Below are 23,578 nucleotides of genomic sequence, written 5' to 3'. Positions count from 1 at the left end.
GGGGCGACCTTGCCCACATGGTAGGTGACGAGTTCAAATCGTCTGGGCGGCAACGGGTGTAACGCATCTCGTTCGGACTGTCCGAACAACTCGGCCGGCGTCATACCGTCGATCCCGCGGTGCGCGTGAGCTCCGTAGACATTTACACACCAGTCCCGCGCGCCCTGCTGCATGTCGGCCAGGCTGGAGAACTCGCGGCCTTTGAAGAACGAGTCCCGAATGTAGGGCATCTGACGTTCGATACGCGGTTTGTCTTTCGGTTTGAACGCGCGCGCCGGATCGATCAACACACCGTAGAACGAGGCGAGTTCGGCGTAGGCACGATTGAGTATGGGGTCGTAGAGATCCGGTCTGGTCACCCCGGTCTTGAGGTTGTCACACACGATCCGTTCTGGAGTGCCTCCGAAGAACTCGAACGCATCCACATGTGAAGCGCACCAGGAGGTTTGGTCCATTTTGAGCACCGGCTGCACGAACAGCCAGCGCGAGTAGGCCAGGATGATCGCGAACGCCCACACCGCGACACGCTTGCCGGTTTCGGGGTCATTCCACATCCCCAGCTTGCCGTAGTCGACTTGCGCTTCTTCTCCTACGGGCACTGGTCCGCGCGGCGGCGTCGCCTTGTTTTCGTTGACCTGGTCAGCAAAACGCGCAGCGACATAACGGCGTACCGATGACTCTGACGCCTCCACGCCATGATCATCACGCAGCCGCTGCGCGATCGTCGCGACCGTCACCGTCGCCTCGAGCTGCCCCTTGATCCACTCGTGATGCTCGGCGATCACCGGCCACGTCACCGACCGCACCGACCGATCCACGACCTCGGGAAACCAGTCGGCGATCAACGCACGCCACATCGCCTCATCGAAGCTCGCACCGGTGCCTGGCACCATGCCCGCCGCCAACGCCGGCGCCACATATTTGCGGATCGTCTTCCGATCAAGCCCCAACGCCTGGGAGATCTGTACCTGCGAGCGCCCGGCATGCCAATGCCGAAACAACTCCAACAACTGCATCATCGTCCATGTCCTCCGTGCCACCTCAGGCCCCTTCCCAAGACCCCCGGAATGAGGCCTTGACAGGAGCGAACCTGTAGCAGCACCCCAACCACAGCCGACACGCCCCAGGGTGGGGAATTACGTGACAGCCCGGTGAGGAATTACGTGACGGACAACCGCCTCAACCTGGGGAATTACATGACCGCTGACACGATCTGCCCGCGCCCGGTGAGGAGAACCGCCTGTGGCACAACGCCGTTCAGGCCAGGCCCGAGTTTCGCGTATCCGGTCGCCCCGGTCGACAGGTTCACCCAGTGCACATCGGCACCCGGTATGCAGCCCCAGCGATCAGGTCGGCCGCCGGTGATGGTGGCGGTTCCGCGGCCGATCTCGGCGACGCATCGGACCGCGGGCACATCGAAGCTTCCGTTGGGATTGCCGAACGCTGCCGGATTGATCTGGAACGGAACGGTCGGGGGAGCGGCCGACGCGACCCCCGGCATGGCAAAGATCAGGGCACCGAACACCGCAGCGCCGGCGGCGAGAACGCGAATACGCATCAGGGGCCTCCTCGAATGGGTCATCGTCCCTGACCAGTGTGTCGTTTCGCGGCTCGAGAATGTGACATCACGAAGAACCGGAGACACCACGCCGATGCGGTGACATCGGCGTCATGGCCACGACACATCCCGGAAATATGCGGTGGGTAGAACGTTTGTCAGCCCGTCCGCTCGGCAGAGCGGTGACGATCCGGCGGCCAACCTCCGGGACAGGGTCTTCCTGTGGCACGTTCCGTGTCACGTTTCGTGGAGGTCCTCTCATGCCCGATTCTGTCCTGTCCGCGTGCGATCTGCTCGTCACCAACGCCTATATCGTCGTCGACACCGATTGGGAGATCGACGGGGGCTGGATCGCGGTCACCGACGGCCGTGTCAGCGGGGTCGGCGCGTCGGCCACGCCGCCGCCGGCGGCCACCGAGACGATCGATGCCGGCGGACGCCTGGTGACCCCCGGGTTGGTGAACACCCACCACCACATGTATCAGAACCTCACCAGATCGTTTGCGCCCGTGGTCAATACGTCACTGTTCGAGTGGCTGACGGCGCTCTATCCGATCTGGGCCGAGATCGACGACGAGGCCGTCTACCTCTCCACCTGGGTCGGCATGGCCGAGTTGCTGCTCGGCGGGTGCACGCTCTCGTCGGATCACATGTACGTCCATCCGCGGCCGGGTCTGATCGACGCGCAGATCGATGCCGCGACCTCGATGGGTTTCCGCTTCTACGCCAACCGCGGTTCGATGACCCGATCGGTGGAGGACGGCGGTCTGCCTCCGCGTAGCGTGGTGCAGTCCGAAGACGAGATCCTTTCCGACAGTGAGCGACTCCTCGACACGCACCACGATCGCAATCCCGGCGCCATGATCCGCGTCGCGCTGGCTCCCTGCTCCCCGTTCTCGGTGACCGAGGACATCATGCGCGAATCCGCGGCCCTCGCACAGCGCAGCGCCGCACGTCTGCACACCCACCTCGCCGAGGATCCACAGGAAGACGAATTCTGCCAGGCGACCTATGGACGCACCCCGGTCGAATACTTCGAGAGCGTCGGCTGGATGCACGACCGATCATGGGTGGCGCACTTCATCTATCCCAGCGCCGACGAACGCCGCCGGATGGCCGCGGCCGGGGTGGGCGTCGCGCATTGCCCGAGTTCCAACATGATGATCGGGGGCGGGGCCGCCGACGTCCTCGAACTCCGTGGGCTCGGCGCGCCGGTCGGCCTGGGCTGCGACGGCTCGGCCTCCACCGACCATGCCTCGCTGTGGCTCGAAGCCCGAACGGCGTTGCTGCTCGGACGTTTTCGCAACGGCCCACGATCGATGACCGCACGCGACGCACTGTATGCGGCCACCCGCGGTGGCGCCGCGTGCCTGGGCTGGGACGACGAGGTCGGCCACCTGCGGCCCGGTGCCTGCGCCGATCTGGTCATCTGGGCCGCCGCCGCGGAATCCTTGGCCGGCGCCCTCACCGACCCCGTCGAGGCCTGGCTGCGATGCGGACCGATGCGCGCCGACACCACCGTCGTCGCCGGTCGCGTCCTCGTCCGCGACGGTCACCTCACCCATCCCGGCCACGACGACGCGATGTCGGCACATCGCGCGGCGGCCCGCAACCTCCAACGCAGCGCACTCCAGAAGGCTTGAGTATGTTCACCATTCGCCCATCGCACGCACCCGCCGCCGAAGCGGGCAGTACCGAGTCCAGCAACACCGAGGCCGGCAACACCGAGCCCGGCAGCGCAGACGCGCCGCGGCTGTCACCGCAGCGGACCCTGCTCCTCGGTCTGCAGCAACTTCTTGTCTCCAACGTGTGGCTCGACCCGATCTTCATCGCCTCGGTCGGTGGCCTGTCTCTGGGTCTCGGCGCGAACCTGGTGTCGGCGACGTTCATCGTGGCCGGCCTCGTCACGCTGGCCCAGACCACCCGACTCATCCGGCTGCCCGTCGTCGAAGGACCGTCGTCGGCGTTCTCGCCCTTGGCCATCGGCTATGCCAAGGCCGGGAGCCTGCCGGCCGCGTCACTGGGCCTGCTCATCGCGGCCGCGCTCGTCTTCGTCACGGCCGCGACGGGCCTGCTCGGTCGGGTCCGGCGCTACCTGACGCCCGCGGTCACCGGCACGATCATCCTGCTCGTCGGACTCTCGCTCACCGCGTTCGGCTTCCAGGAGTTGTTCGGCGGAGCCGGAAGTCCCGCATTCGGCAGCGCTTCCGCGGTGATCACCGGAGTCCTCACGGTGGCGCTCGTGGGCGTTTGCGTGCTCGTCCGGCAGCTCCGTGCGGGCGCCTTCCTGATCGCGTTGGTCGTCGGTGACGCCGTCGCCGCCGCATTCGGGCTCGTCGACTTCAGCGCGCTGCGCGACGCCGCCTGGGTCGGGTTCCCGCATCTGCTGCCCTACGGATCGCTGCACTTCGACCTCGGGATCACCATCACCATGTGCATCGTGTTCTTCGTCGCCGTGGTCGAGGCGATCGGGATCTACGAGGCCACCGCGGCCGCGATCGGCGTCCGCCTGACGTCGCGCCGGCTGTCGGTCGGGGTGATGGCCGAGTCGGTCGGGACGGCGCTGTCGGCGGGGCTGGGTGGCTTCGGGGCGACGGCCTACGCGCAGAACCTCGGTGTCATCTCGGTGACCGGCGTCGCCAAGCTCAACGTGATCCGGTGCGCCGCAGTCGGTTTCCTGATCCTCGGCTTCTCGCCGAAGGTGGCCGCCCTGCTGACCGCCACCCCGTCACCGGTTGTCGGCGGCGTGCTCGTCGCGGCCGCGATCGGCGTGATCTCGCACGGGGCGCGCTCGGCGTTCAGCGGTGACGGGGTGATCCCCGCATGCGCCGTGGCCGCGGCGCTCGGCATCCCGGCGATGACCGAGTCGCTCCACTGGAATTCGGTGGTCACGCAGGTCGCGTCGTCACAGGTGGCGGTCGGCGCGCTGGTGGCGGTGTTCCTGCAACTGGTGCTCTCGATCGGCAGCCGGCGGCGAGCCCACGACGCGCACGAGACCACAGACATCGAGGCGGCAGACATCGAGACCCAAGAGGTCGACGCGGGAGCCCGCGCGGACCATCCACCCGCCCGGTGATGCGGTGCGCCGACGAGAACCGTGAGTGAGCGTATCCACAGGTCACCGGCCATTGCGCCGACCGATTGTGGTCGGGTGCGGACTGCTCGCTACACTTGACGACGGATCCCGCGCGGCGTGCATCCTGTGAACTCCCCCAGGGCCGGAAGGCAGCAAGGGTCAACGGGCTCTCTCGGGTGCGCGGGGTCCCCTATGGATCCACCCCGATCACTATCGCCGGCGCGTACCGCCTCTGCGTCGGCTACGCGAGAGGTCCCCCGTTGAACTTTCACTCGAAGAGTGCCGACGAACTCCGCGCCACCGCGGAGGACCTCCGAAAGCTCTACGAGGTACTCCGGGACGCCGGCCTGAAGCTCGATCTGACCCGCGGCAAGCCGTCCCCGGAACAGCTCGACCTCTCCAACGGATTGCTGTCACTGCCGGGCGACGAGTACCGGGCCGCCGACGGCACCGACACCCGCAACTACGGCGGTGTCGCCGGGTTGCCGGAGCTGCGGGCGATCTTCGGTGAGATCCTCGCCGTCGACCCGGCGAATCTGATCGCGTACGGCAACTCCAGCCTCGAGATCATGCACCACCTGACGACCTTCGGTCTGCTGAGCGGAACCGTCGATTCCGCGCAACCGTGGTCGTCGGGTCCGATCAAGTTCCTCTGCCCGGTACCCGGCTACGACCGGCATTTCGCGATCACCGAGCACTATGGCATCGAGATGGTGCCGGTCCCGACGAATCCCGACGGCCCCGACGTCGAGGCGTGCGCCGCGCTGACCGCGGCCGACCCGTCGATCAAGGGCATGTGGGCGGTACCGACCTACTCCAACCCGACCGGCGTGACGTTCTCCGAGGAGGTCACCCGCGGCCTGCTGTCCATGCCGGCGGCGCCGGACTTCCGGATCTACTGGGACAACGCCTACGCCGTCCACACCCTGGTCGATGCGCCGCCGACACCGCTGCCGGTGCTCGACATGGCCGCGCAGGCCGGAAACCCCAACCGCGTGTACGTGCTCGGGTCGACGTCGAAGATCACCTTCGCCGGGGCCGGCGTCGCATTCTTCGCCACCTCGCCCGCCAACCTCGAATGGTTCACCCGCAACATCGGTTTGGCGACCATCGGGCCGGACAAGGTGAACCAGCTGCGGCACGCGAAGTTCTTCGGCGACGCGGCCGGCGTGCACGCGCACATGGCCCGGCACCGTGAGATCCTCGCACCCAAGTTCCGGCTGGTGCTCGACATCCTCGAGGACCGGCTCGCCGAGTCGAAGGTCGCCTCGTGGTCGGAACCGGAGGGCGGCTACTTCATCAGTCTCGATGTGCCCGACGGCGCGGCCGCCCGCACCATCGCCCTCGCCAAGGACGCCGGCATCGCGTTGACCGCCGCCGGCTCGACCTTCCCGTACAAGAACGATCCGCACGACCGCAACATCCGTCTGGCACCGACCTTCCCGAGCACCGACGAGTTGCGGGTCGCCATGGACGGTGTCGCCACCTGTGTGCTGCTCGCCGCGACGGAGACGTTGCTCTCCGCACACGGCGCCTGACGGACTCGTCGGGATGGGTGTGTCGGACCGCTGCCCGTGAGGGGCGGCCGCGCCCGAGCGCTTGCGCTCTGTGTCGGTGCACTCGTGATCGGCGCGCTGGCGTTGTGGTGCCAGCACCTGATCATGCCGTTGCGCACCCCGTTCTGGGGACTGTTCGACTATCAGCTCGACCTCGACGTCTATCGCGGTGGCGCGCTGACGGTGTGGGACGGCGGCAGTCTCTACGACGCGAAGCTGCTCGGACAGATGGACTACACCTACGCACCGGTGTCGGTCCTGGTGCTGATGCCGTTCGCGTGGATGTCGTTCGAGGCCGCACGGATCGTGTGGAGCGTGGGCATCATCATCGCCCTCTATCTGGTGATCATGCTCAGCTTCCGCGCATTGGGCCGCCGGGCGAGTTGGCCGCTGCGCTGCCTGGCGATCGCGCTGGTGGCCGTCGTGATGCTGCTCGAGCCGGTGCGCACCACCATCTGGTACGGGCAGATCAACGTGTTCCTGCTGCTGCTGATCCTCGCCGACCTGCTCCGTGACGAGCGCTCCCGGCTCAAGGGAGTCGGTACCGGCATCGCGGCCGGGATCAAACTGACCCCGCTGCTGTTCGTGCTGTATCTCGCCCTGCTGCGCCGGTGGCGGACCCTGGCCGGGGTCGTCGGTGGCTTCGTGCTCACCGCCGTCGTCGGATTCGCCTTCCTGCCGCGCGAATCGTGGGCGTACTGGACCGACAAGATCTTCGACTCCAATCGCGTCGGCGCGCCGCAGACGCTGGGCAATCAGTCGCTGCGCGGGATGATCGCCAACCTCATGCACACCGACAGCCCCAACACGGCGGTCTGGCTCGTGCTGGTACTCATCGCGCTCGGATTGGGGATGGGCTCGGCGGTGCTGGCGCATCGCCGCGGCCACGAGCTGCTCGCGGTGTCGATCGTCGGCATGACCTCATGTGCGATCTCGCCGATGTCGTGGGGCCACCACTGGGTGTGGTTCGTGCCGTTGGTGGTGATCTGCGTGGATCTGATGCTGCGCGCCGACCTGTCGGTGCTGCGTCGCGTCGTCGCCGGCGCCGGACTCGTCGCGCTGATGCTCGTCGCATTCGCCTGGCGCACCCATTTCGCCTACCCCATGTGGTTCGTCAACCGCACCGTCCCCGACGCCTACTTCACCGGATTGTTCTTCAAATCCCAGACCGGACCGGCGTGGGCGCAATGGTTCCTCGTCTACCCGTACAACGCGATCTTCGTGGGGACGACGGTCGCCACACTGGTGGTGCTCGGGCTCCCGGTAGTGCGGTCTCGCCGAGCGACCTTGTCCGCGCCCGAGGATCCTCTGTCGGATTCTGTTGAGACTCCGCCTCGTTGATGCCGCTCGCTCGGTCCACAGTGTGTGGCTACCTGTTGCGGTAGATCCGAGAACGATGATCCACGCGGACGATCAGCACCTGCGCGGGGTCTTCGCGGATCTCGTGGAGGACGCGATAGTCCCCGCGCGTGGCGCTGTGCAATCCCTCGAGTTCACGCGTGAGTGGTTTGCCGACCCGCCGTGGGTTCTCCACCAACGGACCGAGGATGAATGCGACGACGGCGGCCGCGAATCGCGGTGAGATGCCGGCGAGGTCCCGCTCGGCACGAACCGACACCGCTACCTCGTAGGTCACCGACGTCCGTACCGAGCACGCAGGGCGTCAGCGGACAGTGTCCGTCCGGCGTCGAGGTCGGCCCGCGCTTCGGCCACGGCAGTGGCGGTTTCGGACTGCGAGAGCCAATGCAGCGTCTCCTGCAGCGACTCCCACTCCTCCGAGGAGACCAGGACTGCGGCGGGGGAACCGTTCCGGGTGATGGTCACGTGCTCGTGTGTCGTTGCCGCATCGTCTACGAGTTCGTTCAAGGAGCTCTTTGCCGCGCTGATGGAGATGGTCTTCATCGTTTCACAATAGGCCCTGATACAGGTCTACTGCAGACCTTTATTCAGGTTCTCGGCTCGGCCTGTGGGGGAGCGGCCCGGACTGTCGGTCACCGCCGGTAGTCTCGTCCCGTGGCCCTGTATCGCACCTATCGTCCTGCGACATTCGCCCAAGTCGTCGGCCAGGAGCATGTCACCGAGCCCTTGAGCCGGGCACTCGACGGCAATCGGATCAATCACGCCTATCTGTTCTCGGGGCCGCGTGGCTGCGGGAAGACGTCGTCGGCGCGCATCCTGGCGCGCTCGCTCAACTGCGTGCAGGGGCCCACCTCGACGCCGTGCGGTGAATGTTCGTCGTGTGTCGCGCTCGCGCCGGGCGGACCGGGCAACCTCGACGTCATCGAGCTCGACGCGGCCAGCCACGGCGGCGTCGACGACACCCGGGAACTACGCGACCGCGCCTTCTACGCCCCGTCCGAGTCGCGCTACCGCGTGTTCATCGTCGACGAGGCGCACATGGTCACCAACGCGGGTTTCAACGCGCTGCTCAAGATCGTCGAGGAGCCGCCGGAGCACCTCATCTTCGTCTTCGCCACCACCGAACCGGAAAAGGTACTGCCGACCATCCGGTCGCGCACCCATCACTACCCGTTCCGGTTGCTGGCCCCGCCGGTGATGCGTGGCCTCCTCGAGGACATCTGCGCCAAGGAGAACGTCCAGGTCGCACCCGACGTATACCCGCTGGTGATCCGCGCTGGGGGTGGTTCTCCGCGCGACTCGCTGTCGATCCTCGATCAACTGCTGGCCGGTGCCGGTACCGAGGGCGTCACCTACGAGCGTGCGCTGGCCCTGCTCGGCGTCACCGACATCGCCCTCATCGACGACGCCGTCGACGCCCTCGCGGCCGCGGACGGTGCGGCACTGTTCTCGGTGGTCGAAAAGGTCGTCGACGCCGGGCACGACCCGCGCCGCTTCGCGATCGACCTGCTCGAGCGACTCCGCGATCTCATTCTGCTGCAAGCCGTTCCGGACGCCGCCGACCGCGGGTTGGTCGAGGCGCCCGGTGACCAACTGGCCCGCATGCAGGCGCAGATCGAACGCCTCGGGCCCGGCGGCCTGACGCGCTTCGCCGAGATCGTGCACAACGCACTCGGCGAGATGCGCGGCACGACCTCACCGCGACTGCTGCTCGAGGTGATGTGCGCGCGAATGCTGCTGCCCACCACCTCTGCCGACGACGCCGCACTGCTCCAGCGGCTCGAACGGATCGAATCCGGCGTCGCCGTCGCCAGGCCGGCGATACCGGTGGCGGTCGCGTCCGCGGCCGGGCCGTCGGCCCCGCCGCCTGCGCTGCCGGCCGACGAGCCGCCACCGAAGTACGTACGCCCCTCGCAACGCGCGGCAACGCCAGAGGAGGCCGTCCAGCAGCCCGCATCGACGAATGCGGTTCCGGCTGAGGCGGAACGCGTTGCCCCAGAACGAGAGACAGCCGGGGAGCGGAACGTCGAACAAACGCACGCTCGGCCGAGTGCGCCGGGATTGCGCGGCGGCGGTGATCCGACGTCGCCGCAACCACCGGCCCGACCGCGCCCGGAGCCGGCGCCAGAACCGGTCGCGAAACCTGTTGCCGCACCGGTCGCGAAACCTGTTGCCGCACCGGTAGCGAAGCCTGCGGCAGTGCCGGTGCCACAACCCGCCGCCGAGCCGGTCGCGGAAGTCGTTGTCGACGACGACATTCCGTTGCCCGACGAGCCATTCGACGAGTACGACGTGCCGCCGGACGAGGCGGCTCCGGTCGCCCCGCGTTCGGCGCCGACTCCCGAACCGGCCCCGCCCGCGCAACCCGGCATCGACGTGGACGCACTGCGTAAGCGGTTCCAGGAGGTACGGAGCGCGGTTCGGACGCGCTCGAAGAGCCTGGAGCCGATGCTGTCGGCGGCCGTCGTCGCCGATCTCGACGGCACGACCGTGGTACTGGCGCACCCCATCGAGGTGTTGGTGGGCAGATTGTCTGCGCCCCACGCGGTTTCGACCATTCGCGAGGCGCTGCAAGAAGTGTTCGGCGTCGACCTCGACGTGCGAACGGTTCACCGCGACGCGGCCGCGCCGAGTCCGGAAACCGCAGCTGCCCCACCACCCACCGCAGCGAAGCGGCAGACCTTCTCACGGCCGAGTCGGGCACGGTCGGGCGAGCCCGCCGGAGGTGACTCACCTGCGCCGGCTCCCGAGCCGGAGCCGGAACCCGAGCCGGAACCGCCGCGATCGGATGAGGAGATCCCGGACGACGAGCGGGCCGAGATGGTCGCCGACGCGCACAACGCGACCCCCGACGCCCGGCTCGACCCGGAGAAACTCGCCCTGGATCTGCTACAGACCGAGCTGGGCGCCCGCCCGCTCGAGTAGCGGGTCGGCGACGGGAAGGTTCTCGAGCCCTACGCGTCCCACCACGGACGCAGCGGCAGCTCGTGACGGCCCTCGTCGTCGAGCTTGACGCCGAGTACGTGGTGCAGCTGAACGATGTTGCGTTCGAAGCCGATTCGGCACCCGGCCATGTAGAGGCCCCACAGCCGGGCGGTGCCTTCGCCGACCTCTTCGACCGCTTCGTCCCAATGCTCGACGAGGTTGCGGTTCCAGTCACGCAGCGTCATTGCGTAGTGGTAGCGGAAGTCCTCTTCGTGCAGCACCTCGACGCCGCCGATGTCCTGCACCTTCGAGATGATCTTGCCCGAACCGGTCAGCTCGCCGTCCGGGAACACGTAGCGGTCGATGAACGAGCCGGCACGCGAGCTCTTGGCGTTGTCGGGCCGGGTGATGCAGTGGTTCAACAACATTCCGCCGACGCGCAGCTTGTCGCGCATGAACGAGAAGTACGCCGGGTAGTTGTGGACCCCGATGTGCTCGGTGAGTCCGATCGAGGACACCGCGTCGAAGTTGCTCTCGGTGACGTCGCGGTAATCGCTGAAGCGCACCTCGGCGAACTCGCCGAGTCCCTCGTCGACGATCGCCTGCTGCGCCCACGATGCCTGCTCGGCCGACAACGTCACCCCGAGCACGTGCACGCCGCGTCGGGCCGCATACCGCACCATTCCGCCCCAGCCGCAACCGATGTCGAGGAGACGATCGCCGGGCTGCAGGCGCAGCTTGTCGAAGATCAGTCGGTACTTGTTCTCCTGCGCGGTCTCCAGCGAGGCCTCGAGCTCGGGGTACACCGCACAGGTGTAGGTCATCGACGGTCCGAGTACCCACTCGTAGAAGGTGTTCGACACGTCGTAGTGGTGATGGATGACCTCGGCGTCGCGGGACTTGCTGTGGCGCAGGCCCTCGGCGAACCGGCGCCACCGCGGCAACGCCTCCTGCGGGGGCGGGGCGATCGGCTTGAAGTGCTCTATGCCCAGCGACCGGGCCACCTGCGCCAGCACCAGCGGCGACGGCCGCTTGAACTCCAGGTCGGCCGCGAGCGCCTGCAGTGCGCCGTACGGGTCGCCCGGGTGTGCGCCGACCAGTTCCAGATCGCCGGAGACGTAGGCGCGGGCCAGGCCCAGATCGCCGGGAGCGGTCACCAGGTAGGTGGTACCGCGGGGAGTCATCAGGTTGAGGCCGAACTCGGCGTCCTCCGGGCCGGCGGCACTGCCGTCATAAGCAGTGATCCGGATGTTGAGATTGCCACCCACGATCGATTCGAAGATCTGGGCGAGCGTCATCTTGCCCTGCTGTGCGCCGTTTTTCGACGGTGCAGTGTCTTTGAACGTCGTCATTGCCGTTTCACCGCTTTCGCATAGAGATCGAGCAGCCGGCCCCGGGGGTCGTACCGCTTCTTGAGCAGACGATAGTGCTCGCCCCCGTAAAGTTCATCGAATTCCTCGGGGCCGTAGAAGGATTCCGAATACAGCGACTTGTGGCCCCCGAGCTCGGCCACCTTGCGTTCGATCAATTTGTTGGTGTGTCCGGGATCGCCGGGCGTCACCGGGACCGCCGACCAGAAGCCGACGTTGACGTAGGTCTTCTCGGGCGCAAGTGGGTAGAGCGGCCAGGGGCGCAACGGGTCGGCATCCGGCGCCGACCCACCGATCGACTCACGAAGACGCAACGGGCACAGCCAGATCGGCTCGATCGGCACGTTATCCAGGAACCACTCCAGGTAGCCGGTGGTGTGCTCGATCGGGACCTCGATGTCCTGCACGACGCGCTCGTTGGCCGGCAGGCCCTTGCGCTTGTTGAGGCGGTCGGCGATGTCGAAGCGACGGTCGTAGCCGATCAACTTCCAGTAGAAACTGCTGCGCAGCAGGCGCTTGGGCCATAACCGGCGGATACGGGGGTCCTGGGCGCCGAATGCCCGTGAGCACCAGAACCAGTCGGTGTCCCAGCGCCACAGATAGTCGTGGATGGTCAGCCGATCCCGCTTGGGTGAAGCGGCCGGCTCGTGCTGGATGGACCGGTAGAAGATGTCCATCCCGGTGTAATCGCTGACCGGACCGGCCTCGTCGGTCTGGCGGCCCAGCGTCAGATATGCCTCGTCGGCAGTGAACACGGTGCCGTCCAGATAGTCGACGCGCTCACCGTCGTAGGTCTGCTCGGTGACGATGGTGGCCATCGCCTCCTGTAGCGCAGCCAGATCCGTGAAACGCACATGGCGCAGCGCGACGTACGGTTCGACCTTTTCCAGCCCGATCCGCAAACGCACCGAATATCCGAGTGTCCCATAGGAATTGGGAAATCCGTAGAACAGGTCGGCGTAGTCGTTGGTGGGGGTCGCGGTGATGATCTCGCCGTCGCCGGTGAGGATGTCGATCTCGAGGACGGACTCGTGCGGCAAGCCGTTGCGAAAAGAGGTGCTCTCGATGCCCAGGCCGGTGACCGCGCCACCGAGGGTGATCGTCTTGAGCTGCGGAACCACCTTGGGCGCCAACCCATACGGCAGGGTCGCGGCGACGAGGTTCTCGTAGGTACACATCCCGGCGACGTCGGCGGTCTTGGCGGTGGCGTCGACGCTGATCACCCGGTCGAGTCCGGAGACGTCGAGTCCGGGATAGGGATTCTTCGCGCGGGCGCGAAACAGATTCGACGTCTTCTTCGCGAGCCGCACGGTCGCCTGTGGCGGAATGGCGCGGTAGCTTGCCAGGAGGGTCGCCACACCCTCCTCGAATGCCGCTGCCCCCATCTCCCTCTGTGCCGCGCTCACTTGGCTAGCCTAGGACGTGAGCCTCATACCCGCCAATCAGTACCTCACGAAGGAGCCCGGCCAGTGGGTCAGATTTCTGCCAGCCAGACCACCGAGATCGCCGCGACGCCGGATGCGGTGATCGGCGCGCTCGCCGACTACACCGAAACCCGCCCGGCGATCCTGCCCGAACAGTATCGCGACTACCGGGTCATCAGCGGTGGCAACGGTGACGGCACCGTCGTGGCATGGATTCTGCAGGCGACGTCCAAGCGGCAGCGTGACGTGAAGGCCACCATCAGCGTCACCCCCGACGTGATCACCGAGCACGACGAGAACTCGTCGATGGTCACCACCTACAAGGTCACCCCGAGTGGCACTGGCTCCCAGGTCACCACGACGACCACCTGGAACAGCAATGCCAGTGGCATCGGTGGCTTCTTCGAGAAGACCTTCGCGCCCAAGGGTCTCGCCCGCATCCAGGCCGCGGTGCTGGCCAATCTCAAGTCCCGGCTGGAGAAATAGCCGCGTTTGGCGGGACGGCGGTGGTGAACCCGGACGCGCGGCCGCGGCGTCGCGGACGCGCCCGGCCCTCCCCGCTGCCGCCTCGCGACGGCGTCGACGCCACCCGCGTGGTGCTGCGGGCCGGACCCGAGATGACCGTCGGCGCGTGCCTGCGGGCAAGTCCCGCACTGAGCTCTCTGAGCGACGAGGCACTCGCCCGGCGTGCGCAGCGCGGCGAGATCGTCGACGCCGCCGGCCGGCCGGTGACGCTGGAGCAGCCGGCGCAGCCCAACACGTCGGTGTATCTGTATCGGGATCTGCCCGACGAGGTGCCGATCCCGTTCGACCTGCCGGTCCTCTACCGCGACGAGCACATCGTGGTCGTCGACAAGCCGCACTTCCTGGCCACGATGCCGCGTGGGGCGCACGTCTGTCAGACCGCGCTCGTGCGGTTGCGCCGCAGCCTGGGCACCGACCTGGTCGCGCCCGCGCATCGCCTCGACCGCCTCACCGCAGGCGTGCTGCTGTTCACGCTCCGGCCGGAGGTGCGCTCGGCCTACCAGGAACTGTTCGCGCAGCGCCGCGTCGTCAAGGAGTACCGGGCGCTCGCGCCGCGGGCCGATTTCGCGGGGACCCGCACCGTCGGCAACCGGATCGAGAAGACGGCCGGTGATCTGCGTGCCCGCGTCGTCGACGGACCGGTCAACGCGATCAGCGAGGTCACCGAGCTCGAGCCCCGCGACGCCGGGTCGGTGTACCGGCTCGTCCCGCATACCGGCCGCACCCATCAGTTGCGACTGCACATGGCGTTGCTCGGGGTGCCGATCGTCGGCGATCCGCTCTACCCCGACGTTCGTGCCGATCTCGCGCAGAAACCCGAGGACGGCGACTTTTCCGAGCCGCTGCGGCTGGTCGCACATGCGCTGTCCTTCACCGATCCGCTGACCGGCCGGAACCGCCGATTCGAATCACGACGATCGATACTCGACCACTACCCTTGATGTGGTGACGATCCGCGCCTCCTATGAACGCCACCCCGACCTCGGATGCGAGGCCGTGGTGTTCATCGACGACGAATCGATGGCCTGTTTCCAGATCCAGCGTGAGCTCGTCGGCAGCGACCGGCCCGACGACGGGTACTGCATCTCCACCGGCGCCGGCGCCCCGATCTACGGCGCGATCCAGCAGTGGCGGCGCGTCGAGCCCAATCGCCTCGAATTCGCCCTCACCCATCCCGCGGGCCGGCTCTTCGGCGACAGCGAACTGTCCTTCGAGATCACCCCGGTCGGTGACGACACCGTCGAGGACATCGTCGCGCACGTCGAGCGCCTGCTGCGCTGACCCGCCCGGCCCGGCACCCGCGCACCGTCGGCTTCGCCGACTACCCTGGGCGTCGTGAATGAACCTTTCGACCCCAGCGCGCTGTTCGGCGGCGGTGCCGGCGGTGACAACCCGATGGCCGGGCTACTGCAGCAGGCACAGCAGATGCAGGCCAAGCTGCTCGAGGCGCAGAACGAGATCGCGGCGACCGAGGTGACCGGTACCGCGGGCAACGGCCTGGTGACCATCACCGGTAACGGCACCGGTGAGGTGACCGCGGTGACCATCGATCCCACCGTGGTCGATCCCGACGACATCGAGACGCTGCAGGACCTGCTGCTCGGTGCGCTCGCCGATCTCTCCCGCAAGCGCGAGGACCTCGCCGGCGAGAAGATGGGACCGCTCGCCGGCGGCCTCGGCGGCGGCCTGCCCGGCCTGGGCTGAGGTACGGCGCCACCGATGTATGAAGGCCCGATCCAGGATCTGATCGACGAGCTTGCCAAACAGCCCGGGCTCGGCCCGAAGGGTGCGCAGCGCATCGCGTTCGCGCTGCTGGCCGGGGAGAAGAAGGAGATCGACCGGCTGATCGCCGCCCTCGCCCAGGTGCGCGACAACGTCACCTTCTGCGCCGAATGCGGCAACGTCTCGGCCAACCGACTCTGCCGGATCTGCTCGGACGCCCGCCGCGACGCGACCAAGATCTGTGTGGTCGAAGAACCCAAGGACGTCCACGCCATCGAGCGCACCAAGGAGTTCCAGGGCCGCTATCACGTACTCGGCGGGGCGCTGGATCCGTTGTCGGGGATCGGGCCCGACCAGTTGCGTATCCGCGAACTGCTGCGCCGCCTGGCCAACACCGAGGACGGCAACGACGTCACCGAGATCATCGTGGCCACCGACCCGAACACCGAGGGCGAGGCCACCGCCACGTACCTGCTGCGGATGCTCAAGGACTTCCCGGGACTCTCGGTGACCCGGCTGGCCTCGGGGCTGCCGATGGGCGGCGACCTGGAATTCGCCGACGAACTCACCCTGGGCCGCGCCCTGTCGGGGCGCCGGGTGCTGGCCTGACGCGAATGCCGGCCACCATCGCATCTCGCCAGACCGCGCCGGCCGGCGCCGCCGCGCTCGGTCCGGGACTCGAGGCACGTCTCGACGCACTCGCGGCCGAGATGGTCTCGGGGATCGTGGCCGTCGACGGCCCGTCCGGTGCGGGAAAATCGACCGTCGCCGACGCCCTCGTGGCCCGGCTGCGGGCGCGGGGCACCGGCGTCGTGCTGGTACGCACCGATGACTTCGCGACCTGGGACAACCCCGTCGGCTGGTGGCCGGAACTGGAAAATGATGTCTTGCAGGCCTTTTCGCGGCGGCATGACTACCGGTATCGGCCGCGCGTATGGGTGGACGGCGTACCCGAGACCGGCGACCGCGTGTGGGTGCGGTGGGAGCCGCTGCTGGTGATCGAGGGCGTGTCCGCAGCGCGTAGGCGTATCGCCGACCGACTGAGTCATGCCCTGTGGCTCGACGGTGCGAGTGCCGAGGAACGGCTCGAGCGGGCCGTGGCCCGCGACGGCGAACACTCCCGCCCATTGTTGCAGGAATGGCAGCAGTTCGAGCGCGGCTGGTTTGCCGTCGACCGCACCCGCGAACGTTGCCGGGTGCTGGATTGACCTCCGGCAGTGGAGGTTCCCCGTCCCGACGGCGCCGGGGCCGCGTCGGCTATCGGGACATCGCGGAGCTCGACGCCGACCTGATCGACTGCCGCGCATGTCCGCGGCTGGTCGCCTGGCGGGAGAAGGTGGCGCGGGAGAAGCGCGCCGCATTCATGGATTGGGAGTACTGGGGCAGACCGGTACCGGGATTCGGCCCCGCCGATTCACGGATGCTCATCCTGGGATTGGCACCGGCCGCGCACGGCGCCAACCGGACCGGCCGCATGTTCACCGGCGACCAGAGCGGTGACGTCCTGTTCCGCGCGCTCTACGACGTCGGGCTCGCGTCGCAACCCACGGTGTCCTCGGCAGACGACGGTATGGAATTGTTCGGCGTGCGGATGACCTCGCCGGTGCATTGCGCGCCGCCGCAGAACAAACCGACGACCGCCGAGCGGGACCGGTGTGCGCACTGGCTGCGTGCCGAACTCGACCTGCTCGAGCCGACACTGCGGTCGGTGGTGGTACTCGGTGGCTTCGGCTGGCAGGTGGGACTGCGGACCTTCGCCGAGGTGGGCTGGGAGATCGGCCGTCCCCGACCGAAATTCGGCCATGGCGCACGGACCGCCATCCGTCGTGCGGACGGCGCCGAACTGACCGTCTTCGCCAGCTATCACGTCAGCCAGCACAACACCTTCACCGGCCGCCTGACGCCGGCAATGCTGCGTACGGTCCTCGTCGAGGCGGGCCGGCACGCCGGACTACCCGCGCGCGACCGCACAATTGACGGGTGACGTTGGGGCGTACTTTTGTTGACTCGGTGAACGGTGGAGCGGCGCAGCAGTTTCCGCGTGAATTGGTGCCATAGTGTGCGGATGATAGCGGCAGAGTTGCGTGGGCTCGGGGTGGATCATCGGCGGTTGCGCGAGCTCGTCACGTACTCGCCGTGGATGGCGCCGAAGTGCGTAAGACGCTGTCACGCAGAGCATGTGAGCTGACCAGACCGGACGCCTGAGTGGTCGATGACACCGGATTCGTCAAAGGCGGGGTCAACCTCAGCGTGCGTGACCGGCCAGTACTCGGTGGTCGACGGTCAAGCACGAGATATACAAGCGGTCACGCCTACACCAGATACGCGAATCTGCATGCAGCACTAGCAAACACATCCGTTTCTGCAATCATGACAGGAGGTACAGCTCGATCGAGATGTTCTCGCCCATCGACTTCGAGATCGCAGCGCGAACAAGTCACGATCAAGCTGAGTGTGTCCGCTTGTTCGGGGGGAACCTCACCGCCAGTCACAATCGGAAGGCCGACAGGACAAACCACAACATGCCGCGAAGCGGTCCGCAGTGTGAGCTCGCTCGCTCCGAACATGTCTGGCCCAGCCAGACATCCACCCTCTCGCGGTGTCCCCATTTCATGGGATTCTGTGACGCGCCACCTGTCGAAGCCGCCGCACTGACCAGCCGCCCCCTGCGACGGTAAATCATCGGCCACCGGTCAGCTTGCCGAACACCCCGTTCTGTGGTTTGGTACAGCAAAGTAGACATGCAGTAGCAGCGATATTGGATCGTTGTCAGAGGCAACCAGGTCGGATTCTGGATTGAGATTAAGGCGAGAGCACATGAGGATGTGGGACAGTCCGCGCGCGGCGCGGCGGCCAGCGATACGAGCGGCGGCCGGCGGCGTTGGACTGGTGCTCGCAGTCGCAGCTTCGGTAGCCGGTGCCGGCTTGTCCGAGGCATCGCCGAGTACTTTTGCCGATCGGCAGGTCTCGAAGGTCACCGAGGACGGGTGGCGCGTGACGGCGATCAAGTCGCAGGAGCAGGTGCGTGGTGTGCCGCCACTCAATCAATCAAGTTGGACGCGTGAGGGATTCCTGTCATTGAAGGGCGAGGGTGTCATCGCGGGGACCGGGTCGGTGCCGGTGCAGTCCGGGACGGTTGCGGCCGGGTTCCAGATCGGCTGCAACACTGATGTGACTTCGGGTGCCACTGTCGGGGTGTCGGGTGGGCCGTCGGCGCAGATGAATATTTCGTACCCGCCGGCGGTGGTGATCGGTGCAACGGTCACCCCGAACGTCTCCACCACTCTGCGGCGGGCACGATCGCCGATATTCCGTTCGGTAGCAAGAAGATGCAGACCGGGAAAGTCGGCATCACCGTCGACGGGGTGCATGTCAAGGTCGACGGCTGTCTCGGGCCGGTCGCCCTGCGCGCGTACGTGGCCGTGAGTGTGTCAACAGCGTTGAACGACAACACGATCAACGTGTACGGCAAACCCCACTATCTCTGACCTATTTGGCCTGGCCGGTCGCCACGTGTGATCGGTCGGTGCGTTCGACGACGTCCCGTCAACTACAAGCGTCCAGATTTGTTTCGTGAAGGATCGTGGCTCCCATGACTGCTCCTGCTTCGTCCGCCCCGGGTGGCGCGCATCGCCTCGACGCCGATGCCGTCACCACCGAACTCCCTACCGCGTCCGACACTGCGGGCCGCTCCCTCGCTGGGATCGATGCCGAACCTGACAACGCAGCAGGTGGCGGTGGGGTGCCGGTGCTGAAGGTGGTCTTGTTCCTCGTCGGGTGTGTGTTGTTGGTGCTGGCGGCGGCGAACCTGATGAGTATTGGCCAGTGGTCGGACCGCTGGGGTGTGATACCGGTGTTCCTGGTGTTCTTTCTGGTGATGTCGATCGCCGGACGCTGGTTCTGGGCGGGTGCGGAAGCGATCCTTGGTGCCCTGATGTGGGGCAAGGCCAAATGACTGACAGTGGCCATCAACGTCGCCCGGAACCCGCCGGAGAGTCGGTGATGTCAAAGTCTCGTCGGGGGCGTCACCGGCTGCCGCGTCGCCGTCTCGGCGCCGGCTTGCTGGCTGCTGCTGTGTTGGCGATCGGTGGAGGGGTCACGGTGGCCACGATTGGTAGTGATCCTGCTCCGGCGCACGCGGATGCGTTGTGTGATCAGATGCGCGCCCAGTATGGGTCGAACTGGCCGTGCATTTCGGTTCCTACGAATACGTTCCAGCCGACGACGAACACCCCGGCACCTACGACCGGTGCGAATGGCGCGGGATCGGGTGGTCCGCAGGTCGGTAGCAACATCGGGCCGGGCCCGGGCGAAGGGAACGGCACACCAATCGTGACTGTGCCCGGACAGGCTGCTCCACAACCACCAGCAGCAGGTGGTGGCGACGGCTCCGCGCCGACCAACCCGAACACTGCCGGTGTCCGGCCAAGAGCACCGCGACCGGTACCTCCGGGCGACAACACCGGGCAGGTTCCGGTGGTACCTTCTACCGCTGCTCCTGCGGTGACCACGGTACCGGGCGCGGTCACTGCGAACCCTGAACCCGGCACCCCGCCCCATGCTCTGGATTCCGGCTCGAAACAGCCGGACATCCCGCTCGCGGCGTGGGTGGTCGCGGGTGCGGCGGCATTCACCGTGGCGAATCCGCGGGTACGGCGCGCAGCGGCCGCTGGTGGGCTGCGGAGTTCGTCGTTGTTGCGGCGTGGCGGATCAGAGCGGGCCACGGTGCGTCCGTCGCAACTGGTGCTGATCAATGACCCGAGCAGCCCGAAAAGCTATGTGTTCCATGAAGACGTCCCACCGGGTGGACATATCGGGGTGAACCCGGACGGGTCAGCCACCATCTACGACGCCACCGGCAAACCAGTCAGCCAGATCGCGAAACCATGGGCGTTTGATGCTGCCGGGCGGCCACAGAAGACCTGGTACACCGTCGATGAGAACGGTGACCTGGTCCAGCACGTCGAACCCGCGCCGAACGCGCTGTATCCGCTTATCGGAGATCCGGCTGTCACCGACGCCGGGTCGGGCGGTGGTGCTGGGTCGGGACAGTCGGCGGTGTCGTCGTTGAAGAGTGATTCGGGGATGAAGGCGTCTCCGAGCGGTAGCTGGGGTGGCGATCCGGGATTCTCGTCGGGCGCGGCGTCCAATGCGGGTGGTGACCCGGGGTTCTCTGCTGGTGGCCAGGATGGCCTGCAAGACGGCGGTAACGACGGCTCGCAGCACGGATCAGGCAGCGGTAGTGGTGGCGCTACCGGCGGCGACTCGGGATGTGAACCCGGTGACTGTGTCGGTGGAGGATCGGGTACGCCCGCCCCCGCGCCAGCACCGACACCTGACGCGCCGTCGAACACTTTCACTCCAGCACCCACCGCGCCGGAAGAAAGTACCGGCGATGGGACCGACAGCCAAGGCGGCAGTGGGACAGCAGGCACCGGCAGCGAATCGGGTGGCGGTGGCGGCTCGACATCGAGCGGTGGCGCTAGTGGTGCGGGTGGTGGCGGCTCAAGCGGTGACACCACCAGCACCACTGGGGATGGCACTGATCAGGTTCAGCCGATCGACTGGACCGTCTCCAACCAAGGCAACGACGGCATCTTCAGCGGCGGCTTTTTCGGCTGGTGGGCAGCAATCCAGAACACCATGGCCGGGTTGTTGCAATCGTTTTTCGAGTTCATCGCTGCGATCATGCAGTGGCTCAAGAACCTGCCTATGGTGATTCTGACGTGGCTGATGTCCCAAGCCATCAACGGTGCCGAAGCCTTCCGTCACGCACTGCAATGGCTATGGGACCAACTACACATCGACAGCCACCCACCCGATACACCCGGACAACCCGACCGCGAGGTTCCTCCGCCACCAACGTCTTCCTCACCAGGGCCTGCGACGCAGGCACCAGGAGCGCCCACCGGCGCTGACCCCGAAACACCGCCCACTGTGGAATCCCCAACGAATCCGGAATCCCCGCAGGCGGGCGGGCGGCATCGGCAGATTCCCCAGGGAGGACGCCCGAATCCCGACAACATCAGGCCAGGGGGTACAGAGAAAGAAGACCCAGTTGGGCCCGACAACGTGGCGGGTCGGTTGGCTCAAGGCGGCGAACGTTTGATGGGCGAAGCAGACGAAATCTCCGATACACTACACAAGATCTTCACGGGAAAGGCGCCGGACATGCCTAGCAATTCGTTGCCAGGACTTCCACCTCACTCCCCTGAGGGAGCGATAGCGTTTGCTATTGTAGCAATTGCAATCATAATTCAGCGAATTAAACAGATGTTGGGAGGCTAGCGAGTCATGGCGACGGGAGTGCTAAAGGATGTGCCAGATCAAGACGCTATCCGATTCCTCAGGGCTATGTGTGACGTTTTCCAAGTAGGCGATTACGAAAAAATACAGCGGGGACTCGCAGAATTCGCTGACCGGGCCGATCGCCCCCAGCTGCTCGTGGCAGCCGCCACCATGGGAATAAGCGTGATGCACATTCATCTCAATAACGCACCCTCCGCGGTCAAAATTGCGGCTATCTGCGGAGTCTGCTACCCGCGAGTTAAGCAGATTACCGGATGTACTAACGACTATCTATATGATCGGTTATGCCAGCTCCTTAAGATAGAAGGTGTGCAGCCTCCTTCGGTGGACGGAGGTGGAGGTAGACGTCCGGAGTACGATATTCTAATTCCGGTCTTAATACTATTCCTATTGGCAAATGCTGAAGACGAGGCACTGTGGGGAGAGCTTGAGGGCCTGGTTCAGCAAGTTGTGAACGATCAGAGTGGAGAATGAATCTTGACTAGGGCCGAGAGTTGGGATGCAGCATTATCATGCGTGAACTTGGCTACCGACTCAATACGAGGCAAGGGCGCTATCGATCACGTACTCGAAGAAACCGAGTCGATACTCAGACATGACGACGGAGCGGTTGAGGCTCTTGGCTTCATATTGGGCAGGCGATTTGCAACCATTGTCGACTATGTGAGCTACTTTGCCGATGACAGTTTTCCTCGTTCGAGGGCGGACGAGCTCGACGTCGCTCAAATAATTGCGGAAGCAATGTGGCCTCGCCTGCGGCTGTTAAGTGAGTTTCTCACGAGAGGTCAGGTTGACGATTTTGTGCTCGAGCTGTTTTCTGGCGGCCTGGGCATTCATCAGGGCGGCGGTCGTGATCAACGGCGACTCGCCTTAATTCTAGGTTGCGCATGGTGTTTGCTGGATCCGTTTGACGGCCTCGAAGGGTTGCGCGGAGATTACATGGACAGTGAAGGCGGGTAACCGAAGACTGAGCGACGATATCCTCCGAGTGGGCTGTTTTCTGAGACTGTTGTCGCGTTTAGCTAGTGATCGCCCTGGGACTGTTCGTCCTCATAGCACGCGTGCTGTGCCATAGAATGCGCGCGAGGACCTTCCGCGGCTTTCAAAGCGCGATCGGGGGGAGTGCATACATGAGGGCGCCCCGCGACGACGCTGTACCGCCCACATCACCAGACGACGCACGGTGGCCACCCACTGTCACCACGAGACGAGCTTTTCGTAGCGGTAGCCGTTCGACCACTTCCGAGAGACCACGACCATGACGAAAGGTGCCAACGTGACGAGAGGTGAGACGCAATGACACACTATTTGCTCGATGGACGATTCGCCCCGATAACCTGGACGATCGGATTCTTCAAAGCGCCTACTGCGACGGTAGCGGCTGCGCTTGAAGACTGGCGTGTCGAAATCCACGGACGACAGAACGTGGAGTCCGTTGCCGTCGGTGGCGGTTTGGGTGCCATGCTCACTCAGGTAGAACCCCTTGTCCGGGGATATACTCCGCCTGAACTTCTCGTGCCCACACATAGTACCGAATGGACGGCGTACTTCGCCGGAGGGTTCAGTGGCGCCGACGAGGCATCGATCGGTGGTCTCGCTCGGCGACTTCCGTGCGAGGCGGTCTTGTTCATGATGGTTCCGGAGCGGGAAGTGTCAAGACCGAAGCAACCCAACGGGGGGCTCTTGTGATGTAGGTGTGGGTGGTTTGAGCGTGGCGTAGGGCGCAACGCCGGTGTCTCGCTTAAGGTTTGGTT

At 66.0% G+C, this 23,578-nt stretch carries 22 protein-coding genes, 1 other RNA gene and 1 pseudogene; 18 read left to right on the top strand and 6 right to left on the bottom strand.

The window, feature by feature from the left end:
* The coding region (gene istA, locus ACLQ3C_RS20790) for an IS21 family transposase (RefSeq protein ID WP_425706995.1) at positions 1–1,019 on the bottom strand (1,019 nt) is incomplete at its 3' end.
* Between the two features lie 173 nt (positions 1,020–1,192).
* Positions 1,193–1,558: a hypothetical protein gene (locus ACLQ3C_RS20785; protein WP_425706994.1), complete on the bottom strand. Its 366-nt coding sequence runs from the start codon at positions 1,556–1,558 to the stop codon at positions 1,193–1,195.
* Between the two features lie 260 nt (positions 1,559–1,818).
* Here ACLQ3C_RS20785 and ACLQ3C_RS20780 point away from each other — a divergent pair, with 260 nt between their 5' ends.
* The 5 genes from ACLQ3C_RS20780 (at position 1,819) to ACLQ3C_RS20760 (ending at position 7,531) form a co-directional block, all read left to right on the top strand.
* Positions 1,819–3,201 carry an 8-oxoguanine deaminase gene (locus tag ACLQ3C_RS20780; RefSeq protein ID WP_425706993.1) on the top strand — a complete coding sequence of 461 codons (1,383 nt, stop codon included), beginning with the start codon at positions 1,819–1,821 and terminating at the stop codon, positions 3,199–3,201.
* Between the two features lie 2 nt (positions 3,202–3,203).
* The gene (locus tag ACLQ3C_RS20775; protein WP_425706992.1) at positions 3,204–4,634 is read left to right on the top strand and encodes a solute carrier family 23 protein; all 1,431 of its coding nucleotides are present in this window, start codon (positions 3,204–3,206) and stop codon (positions 4,632–4,634) included.
* Positions 4,635–4,734: 100 nt separating this feature from the next.
* An RNA gene (gene ffs / locus ACLQ3C_RS20770) (signal recognition particle sRNA small type) lies at positions 4,735–4,829 on the top strand.
* Between the two features lie 65 nt (positions 4,830–4,894).
* The gene (locus tag ACLQ3C_RS20765) at positions 4,895–6,172 is read left to right on the top strand and encodes an aminotransferase class I/II-fold pyridoxal phosphate-dependent enzyme (RefSeq protein WP_425706991.1); all 1,278 of its coding nucleotides are present in this window, start codon (positions 4,895–4,897) and stop codon (positions 6,170–6,172) included.
* 123 nt (positions 6,173–6,295) lie between these two features.
* A complete protein-coding gene (locus ACLQ3C_RS20760; protein WP_425706999.1) occupies positions 6,296–7,531 on the top strand; it encodes a glycosyltransferase 87 family protein in 1,236 nt (411 codons plus the stop codon).
* Between the two features lie 28 nt (positions 7,532–7,559).
* Here ACLQ3C_RS20760 and ACLQ3C_RS20755 read toward each other — a convergent pair whose 3' ends face one another.
* Positions 7,560–7,826 (bottom strand): type II toxin-antitoxin system RelE family toxin, encoded by a 267-nt coding sequence (locus ACLQ3C_RS20755; protein ID WP_425706990.1) that lies wholly within the window; start codon positions 7,824–7,826, stop codon positions 7,560–7,562.
* Positions 7,823–8,092, bottom strand: a complete 270-nt coding sequence (locus ACLQ3C_RS20750; protein WP_425706989.1) for a type II toxin-antitoxin system Phd/YefM family antitoxin — start codon at positions 8,090–8,092, stop codon at positions 7,823–7,825. The genes ACLQ3C_RS20755 and ACLQ3C_RS20750 overlap by 4 nt, the downstream gene beginning before the upstream one ends.
* Positions 8,093–8,203: 111 nt before the next feature.
* Between ACLQ3C_RS20750 and ACLQ3C_RS20745 the strand changes: the two genes are divergently transcribed.
* Positions 8,204–10,474 (top strand): DNA polymerase III subunit gamma and tau, encoded by a 2,271-nt coding sequence (locus ACLQ3C_RS20745; protein WP_425706988.1) that lies wholly within the window; start codon positions 8,204–8,206, stop codon positions 10,472–10,474.
* Positions 10,475–10,503: 29 nt separating this feature from the next.
* Here the strand turns inward: ACLQ3C_RS20745 and ACLQ3C_RS20740 are convergent, their stop codons facing one another.
* On the bottom strand, positions 10,504–11,826 hold the full coding sequence (locus ACLQ3C_RS20740) for a class I SAM-dependent methyltransferase (protein ID WP_425706987.1): 1,323 nt from the start codon (positions 11,824–11,826) through the stop codon (positions 10,504–10,506).
* Entirely contained in the window at positions 11,823–13,229 is a 1,407-nt protein-coding gene (locus ACLQ3C_RS20735; protein ID WP_425706998.1) for an FAD-binding protein, read from the bottom strand. Before ACLQ3C_RS20735 ends, ACLQ3C_RS20740 begins: the two co-directional genes overlap by 4 nt.
* Before the next feature lie 84 nt (positions 13,230–13,313).
* Between ACLQ3C_RS20735 and ACLQ3C_RS20730 the strand changes: the two genes are divergently transcribed.
* The 12 genes and pseudogenes from ACLQ3C_RS20730 to ACLQ3C_RS20675 all read left to right on the top strand — a co-directional run bounded on the left by ACLQ3C_RS20730 (position 13,314) and on the right by ACLQ3C_RS20675 (position 22,784).
* Positions 13,314–13,754, top strand: coding sequence for an SRPBCC family protein (locus tag ACLQ3C_RS20730; RefSeq protein ID WP_425706986.1), 441 nt, complete (start codon positions 13,314–13,316; stop codon positions 13,752–13,754).
* A gap of 107 nt (positions 13,755–13,861) precedes the next feature.
* The gene (locus ACLQ3C_RS20725; protein ID WP_425706997.1) at positions 13,862–14,734 is read left to right on the top strand and encodes a pseudouridine synthase; all 873 of its coding nucleotides are present in this window, start codon (positions 13,862–13,864) and stop codon (positions 14,732–14,734) included.
* 4 nt (positions 14,735–14,738) lie between these two features.
* The gene (locus ACLQ3C_RS20720; protein WP_425706985.1) at positions 14,739–15,074 is read left to right on the top strand and encodes a hypothetical protein; all 336 of its coding nucleotides are present in this window, start codon (positions 14,739–14,741) and stop codon (positions 15,072–15,074) included.
* Between the two features lie 54 nt (positions 15,075–15,128).
* Positions 15,129–15,497, top strand: coding sequence for a YbaB/EbfC family nucleoid-associated protein (locus ACLQ3C_RS20715; protein ID WP_425706984.1), 369 nt, complete (start codon positions 15,129–15,131; stop codon positions 15,495–15,497).
* Between the two features lie 15 nt (positions 15,498–15,512).
* A complete protein-coding gene (recR, locus tag ACLQ3C_RS20710; RefSeq protein ID WP_425706983.1) occupies positions 15,513–16,124 on the top strand; it encodes a recombination mediator RecR in 612 nt (203 codons plus the stop codon).
* 101 nt (positions 16,125–16,225) lie between these two features.
* Positions 16,226–16,723, top strand: coding sequence for a uridine kinase family protein (locus ACLQ3C_RS20705; RefSeq protein ID WP_425706996.1), 498 nt, complete (start codon positions 16,226–16,228; stop codon positions 16,721–16,723).
* On the top strand, positions 16,720–17,499 hold the full coding sequence (locus tag ACLQ3C_RS20700; RefSeq protein WP_425706982.1) for a uracil-DNA glycosylase: 780 nt from the start codon (positions 16,720–16,722) through the stop codon (positions 17,497–17,499). Before ACLQ3C_RS20705 ends, ACLQ3C_RS20700 begins: the two co-directional genes overlap by 4 nt.
* Positions 17,500–18,332: 833 nt before the next feature.
* Positions 18,333–19,003 (top strand): annotated as a pseudogene (locus ACLQ3C_RS20695) (MspA family porin).
* A 104-nt stretch (positions 19,004–19,107) separates the two neighbouring features.
* Complete coding sequence (locus tag ACLQ3C_RS20690) at positions 19,108–19,470, top strand: hypothetical protein (protein WP_425706981.1); 363 nt, start codon at positions 19,108–19,110, stop codon at positions 19,468–19,470.
* 548 nt (positions 19,471–20,018) lie between these two features.
* A complete protein-coding gene (locus ACLQ3C_RS20685; RefSeq protein WP_425706980.1) occupies positions 20,019–21,803 on the top strand; it encodes a hypothetical protein in 1,785 nt (594 codons plus the stop codon).
* Between the two features lie 6 nt (positions 21,804–21,809).
* Positions 21,810–22,298 carry a hypothetical protein gene (locus ACLQ3C_RS20680; RefSeq protein WP_425706979.1) on the top strand — a complete coding sequence of 163 codons (489 nt, stop codon included), beginning with the start codon at positions 21,810–21,812 and terminating at the stop codon, positions 22,296–22,298.
* Positions 22,299–22,340: 42 nt separating this feature from the next.
* A complete protein-coding gene (locus tag ACLQ3C_RS20675) occupies positions 22,341–22,784 on the top strand; it encodes a hypothetical protein (RefSeq protein WP_425706978.1) in 444 nt (147 codons plus the stop codon).
* The last annotated feature ends 794 nt before the right edge of the window (positions 22,785–23,578 follow it).

The sequence above is a fragment of the Gordonia sp. DT30 genome, from assembly GCF_049844915.1.
Classification (GTDB): domain Bacteria; phylum Actinomycetota; class Actinomycetes; order Mycobacteriales; family Mycobacteriaceae; genus Gordonia.
The sequence above is the reverse complement of the archived record's forward strand: the minus strand, read 5'-3'. Positions and strand labels throughout refer to the sequence as shown.

What these genes read in the sequence shown, in the direction of transcription:
- ACLQ3C_RS20780 (WP_425706993.1), top strand. Translation starts at nt 1,819, where the DNA reads ATGCCCGATTCTGTCCTGTCCGCGTGCGATCTGCTCGTCACCAACGCC.
- ACLQ3C_RS20705 (WP_425706996.1), top strand. Translation starts at nt 16,226, where the DNA reads ATGGTCTCGGGGATCGTGGCCGTCGACGGCCCGTCCGGTGCGGGAAAA.
- ACLQ3C_RS20680 (WP_425706979.1), top strand. Translation starts at nt 21,810, where the DNA reads ATGGCGACGGGAGTGCTAAAGGATGTGCCAGATCAAGACGCTATCCGA.
- ACLQ3C_RS20775 (WP_425706992.1), top strand. Translation starts at nt 3,204, where the DNA reads ATGTTCACCATTCGCCCATCGCACGCACCCGCCGCCGAAGCGGGCAGT.
- ACLQ3C_RS20760 (WP_425706999.1), top strand. Translation starts at nt 6,296, where the DNA reads ATGCCGTTGCGCACCCCGTTCTGGGGACTGTTCGACTATCAGCTCGAC.
- recR (WP_425706983.1), top strand. Translation starts at nt 15,513, where the DNA reads ATGTATGAAGGCCCGATCCAGGATCTGATCGACGAGCTTGCCAAACAG.
- ACLQ3C_RS20750 (WP_425706989.1), bottom strand. Translation starts at nt 8,092, where the DNA reads ATGAAGACCATCTCCATCAGCGCGGCAAAGAGCTCCTTGAACGAACTC.
- ACLQ3C_RS20735 (WP_425706998.1), bottom strand. Translation starts at nt 13,229, where the DNA reads ATGGGGGCAGCGGCATTCGAGGAGGGTGTGGCGACCCTCCTGGCAAGC.
- ACLQ3C_RS20690 (WP_425706981.1), top strand. Translation starts at nt 19,108, where the DNA reads ATGACTGCTCCTGCTTCGTCCGCCCCGGGTGGCGCGCATCGCCTCGAC.
- ACLQ3C_RS20740 (WP_425706987.1), bottom strand. Translation starts at nt 11,826, where the DNA reads ATGACGACGTTCAAAGACACTGCACCGTCGAAAAACGGCGCACAGCAG.
- ACLQ3C_RS20785 (WP_425706994.1), bottom strand. Translation starts at nt 1,558, where the DNA reads ATGCGTATTCGCGTTCTCGCCGCCGGCGCTGCGGTGTTCGGTGCCCTG.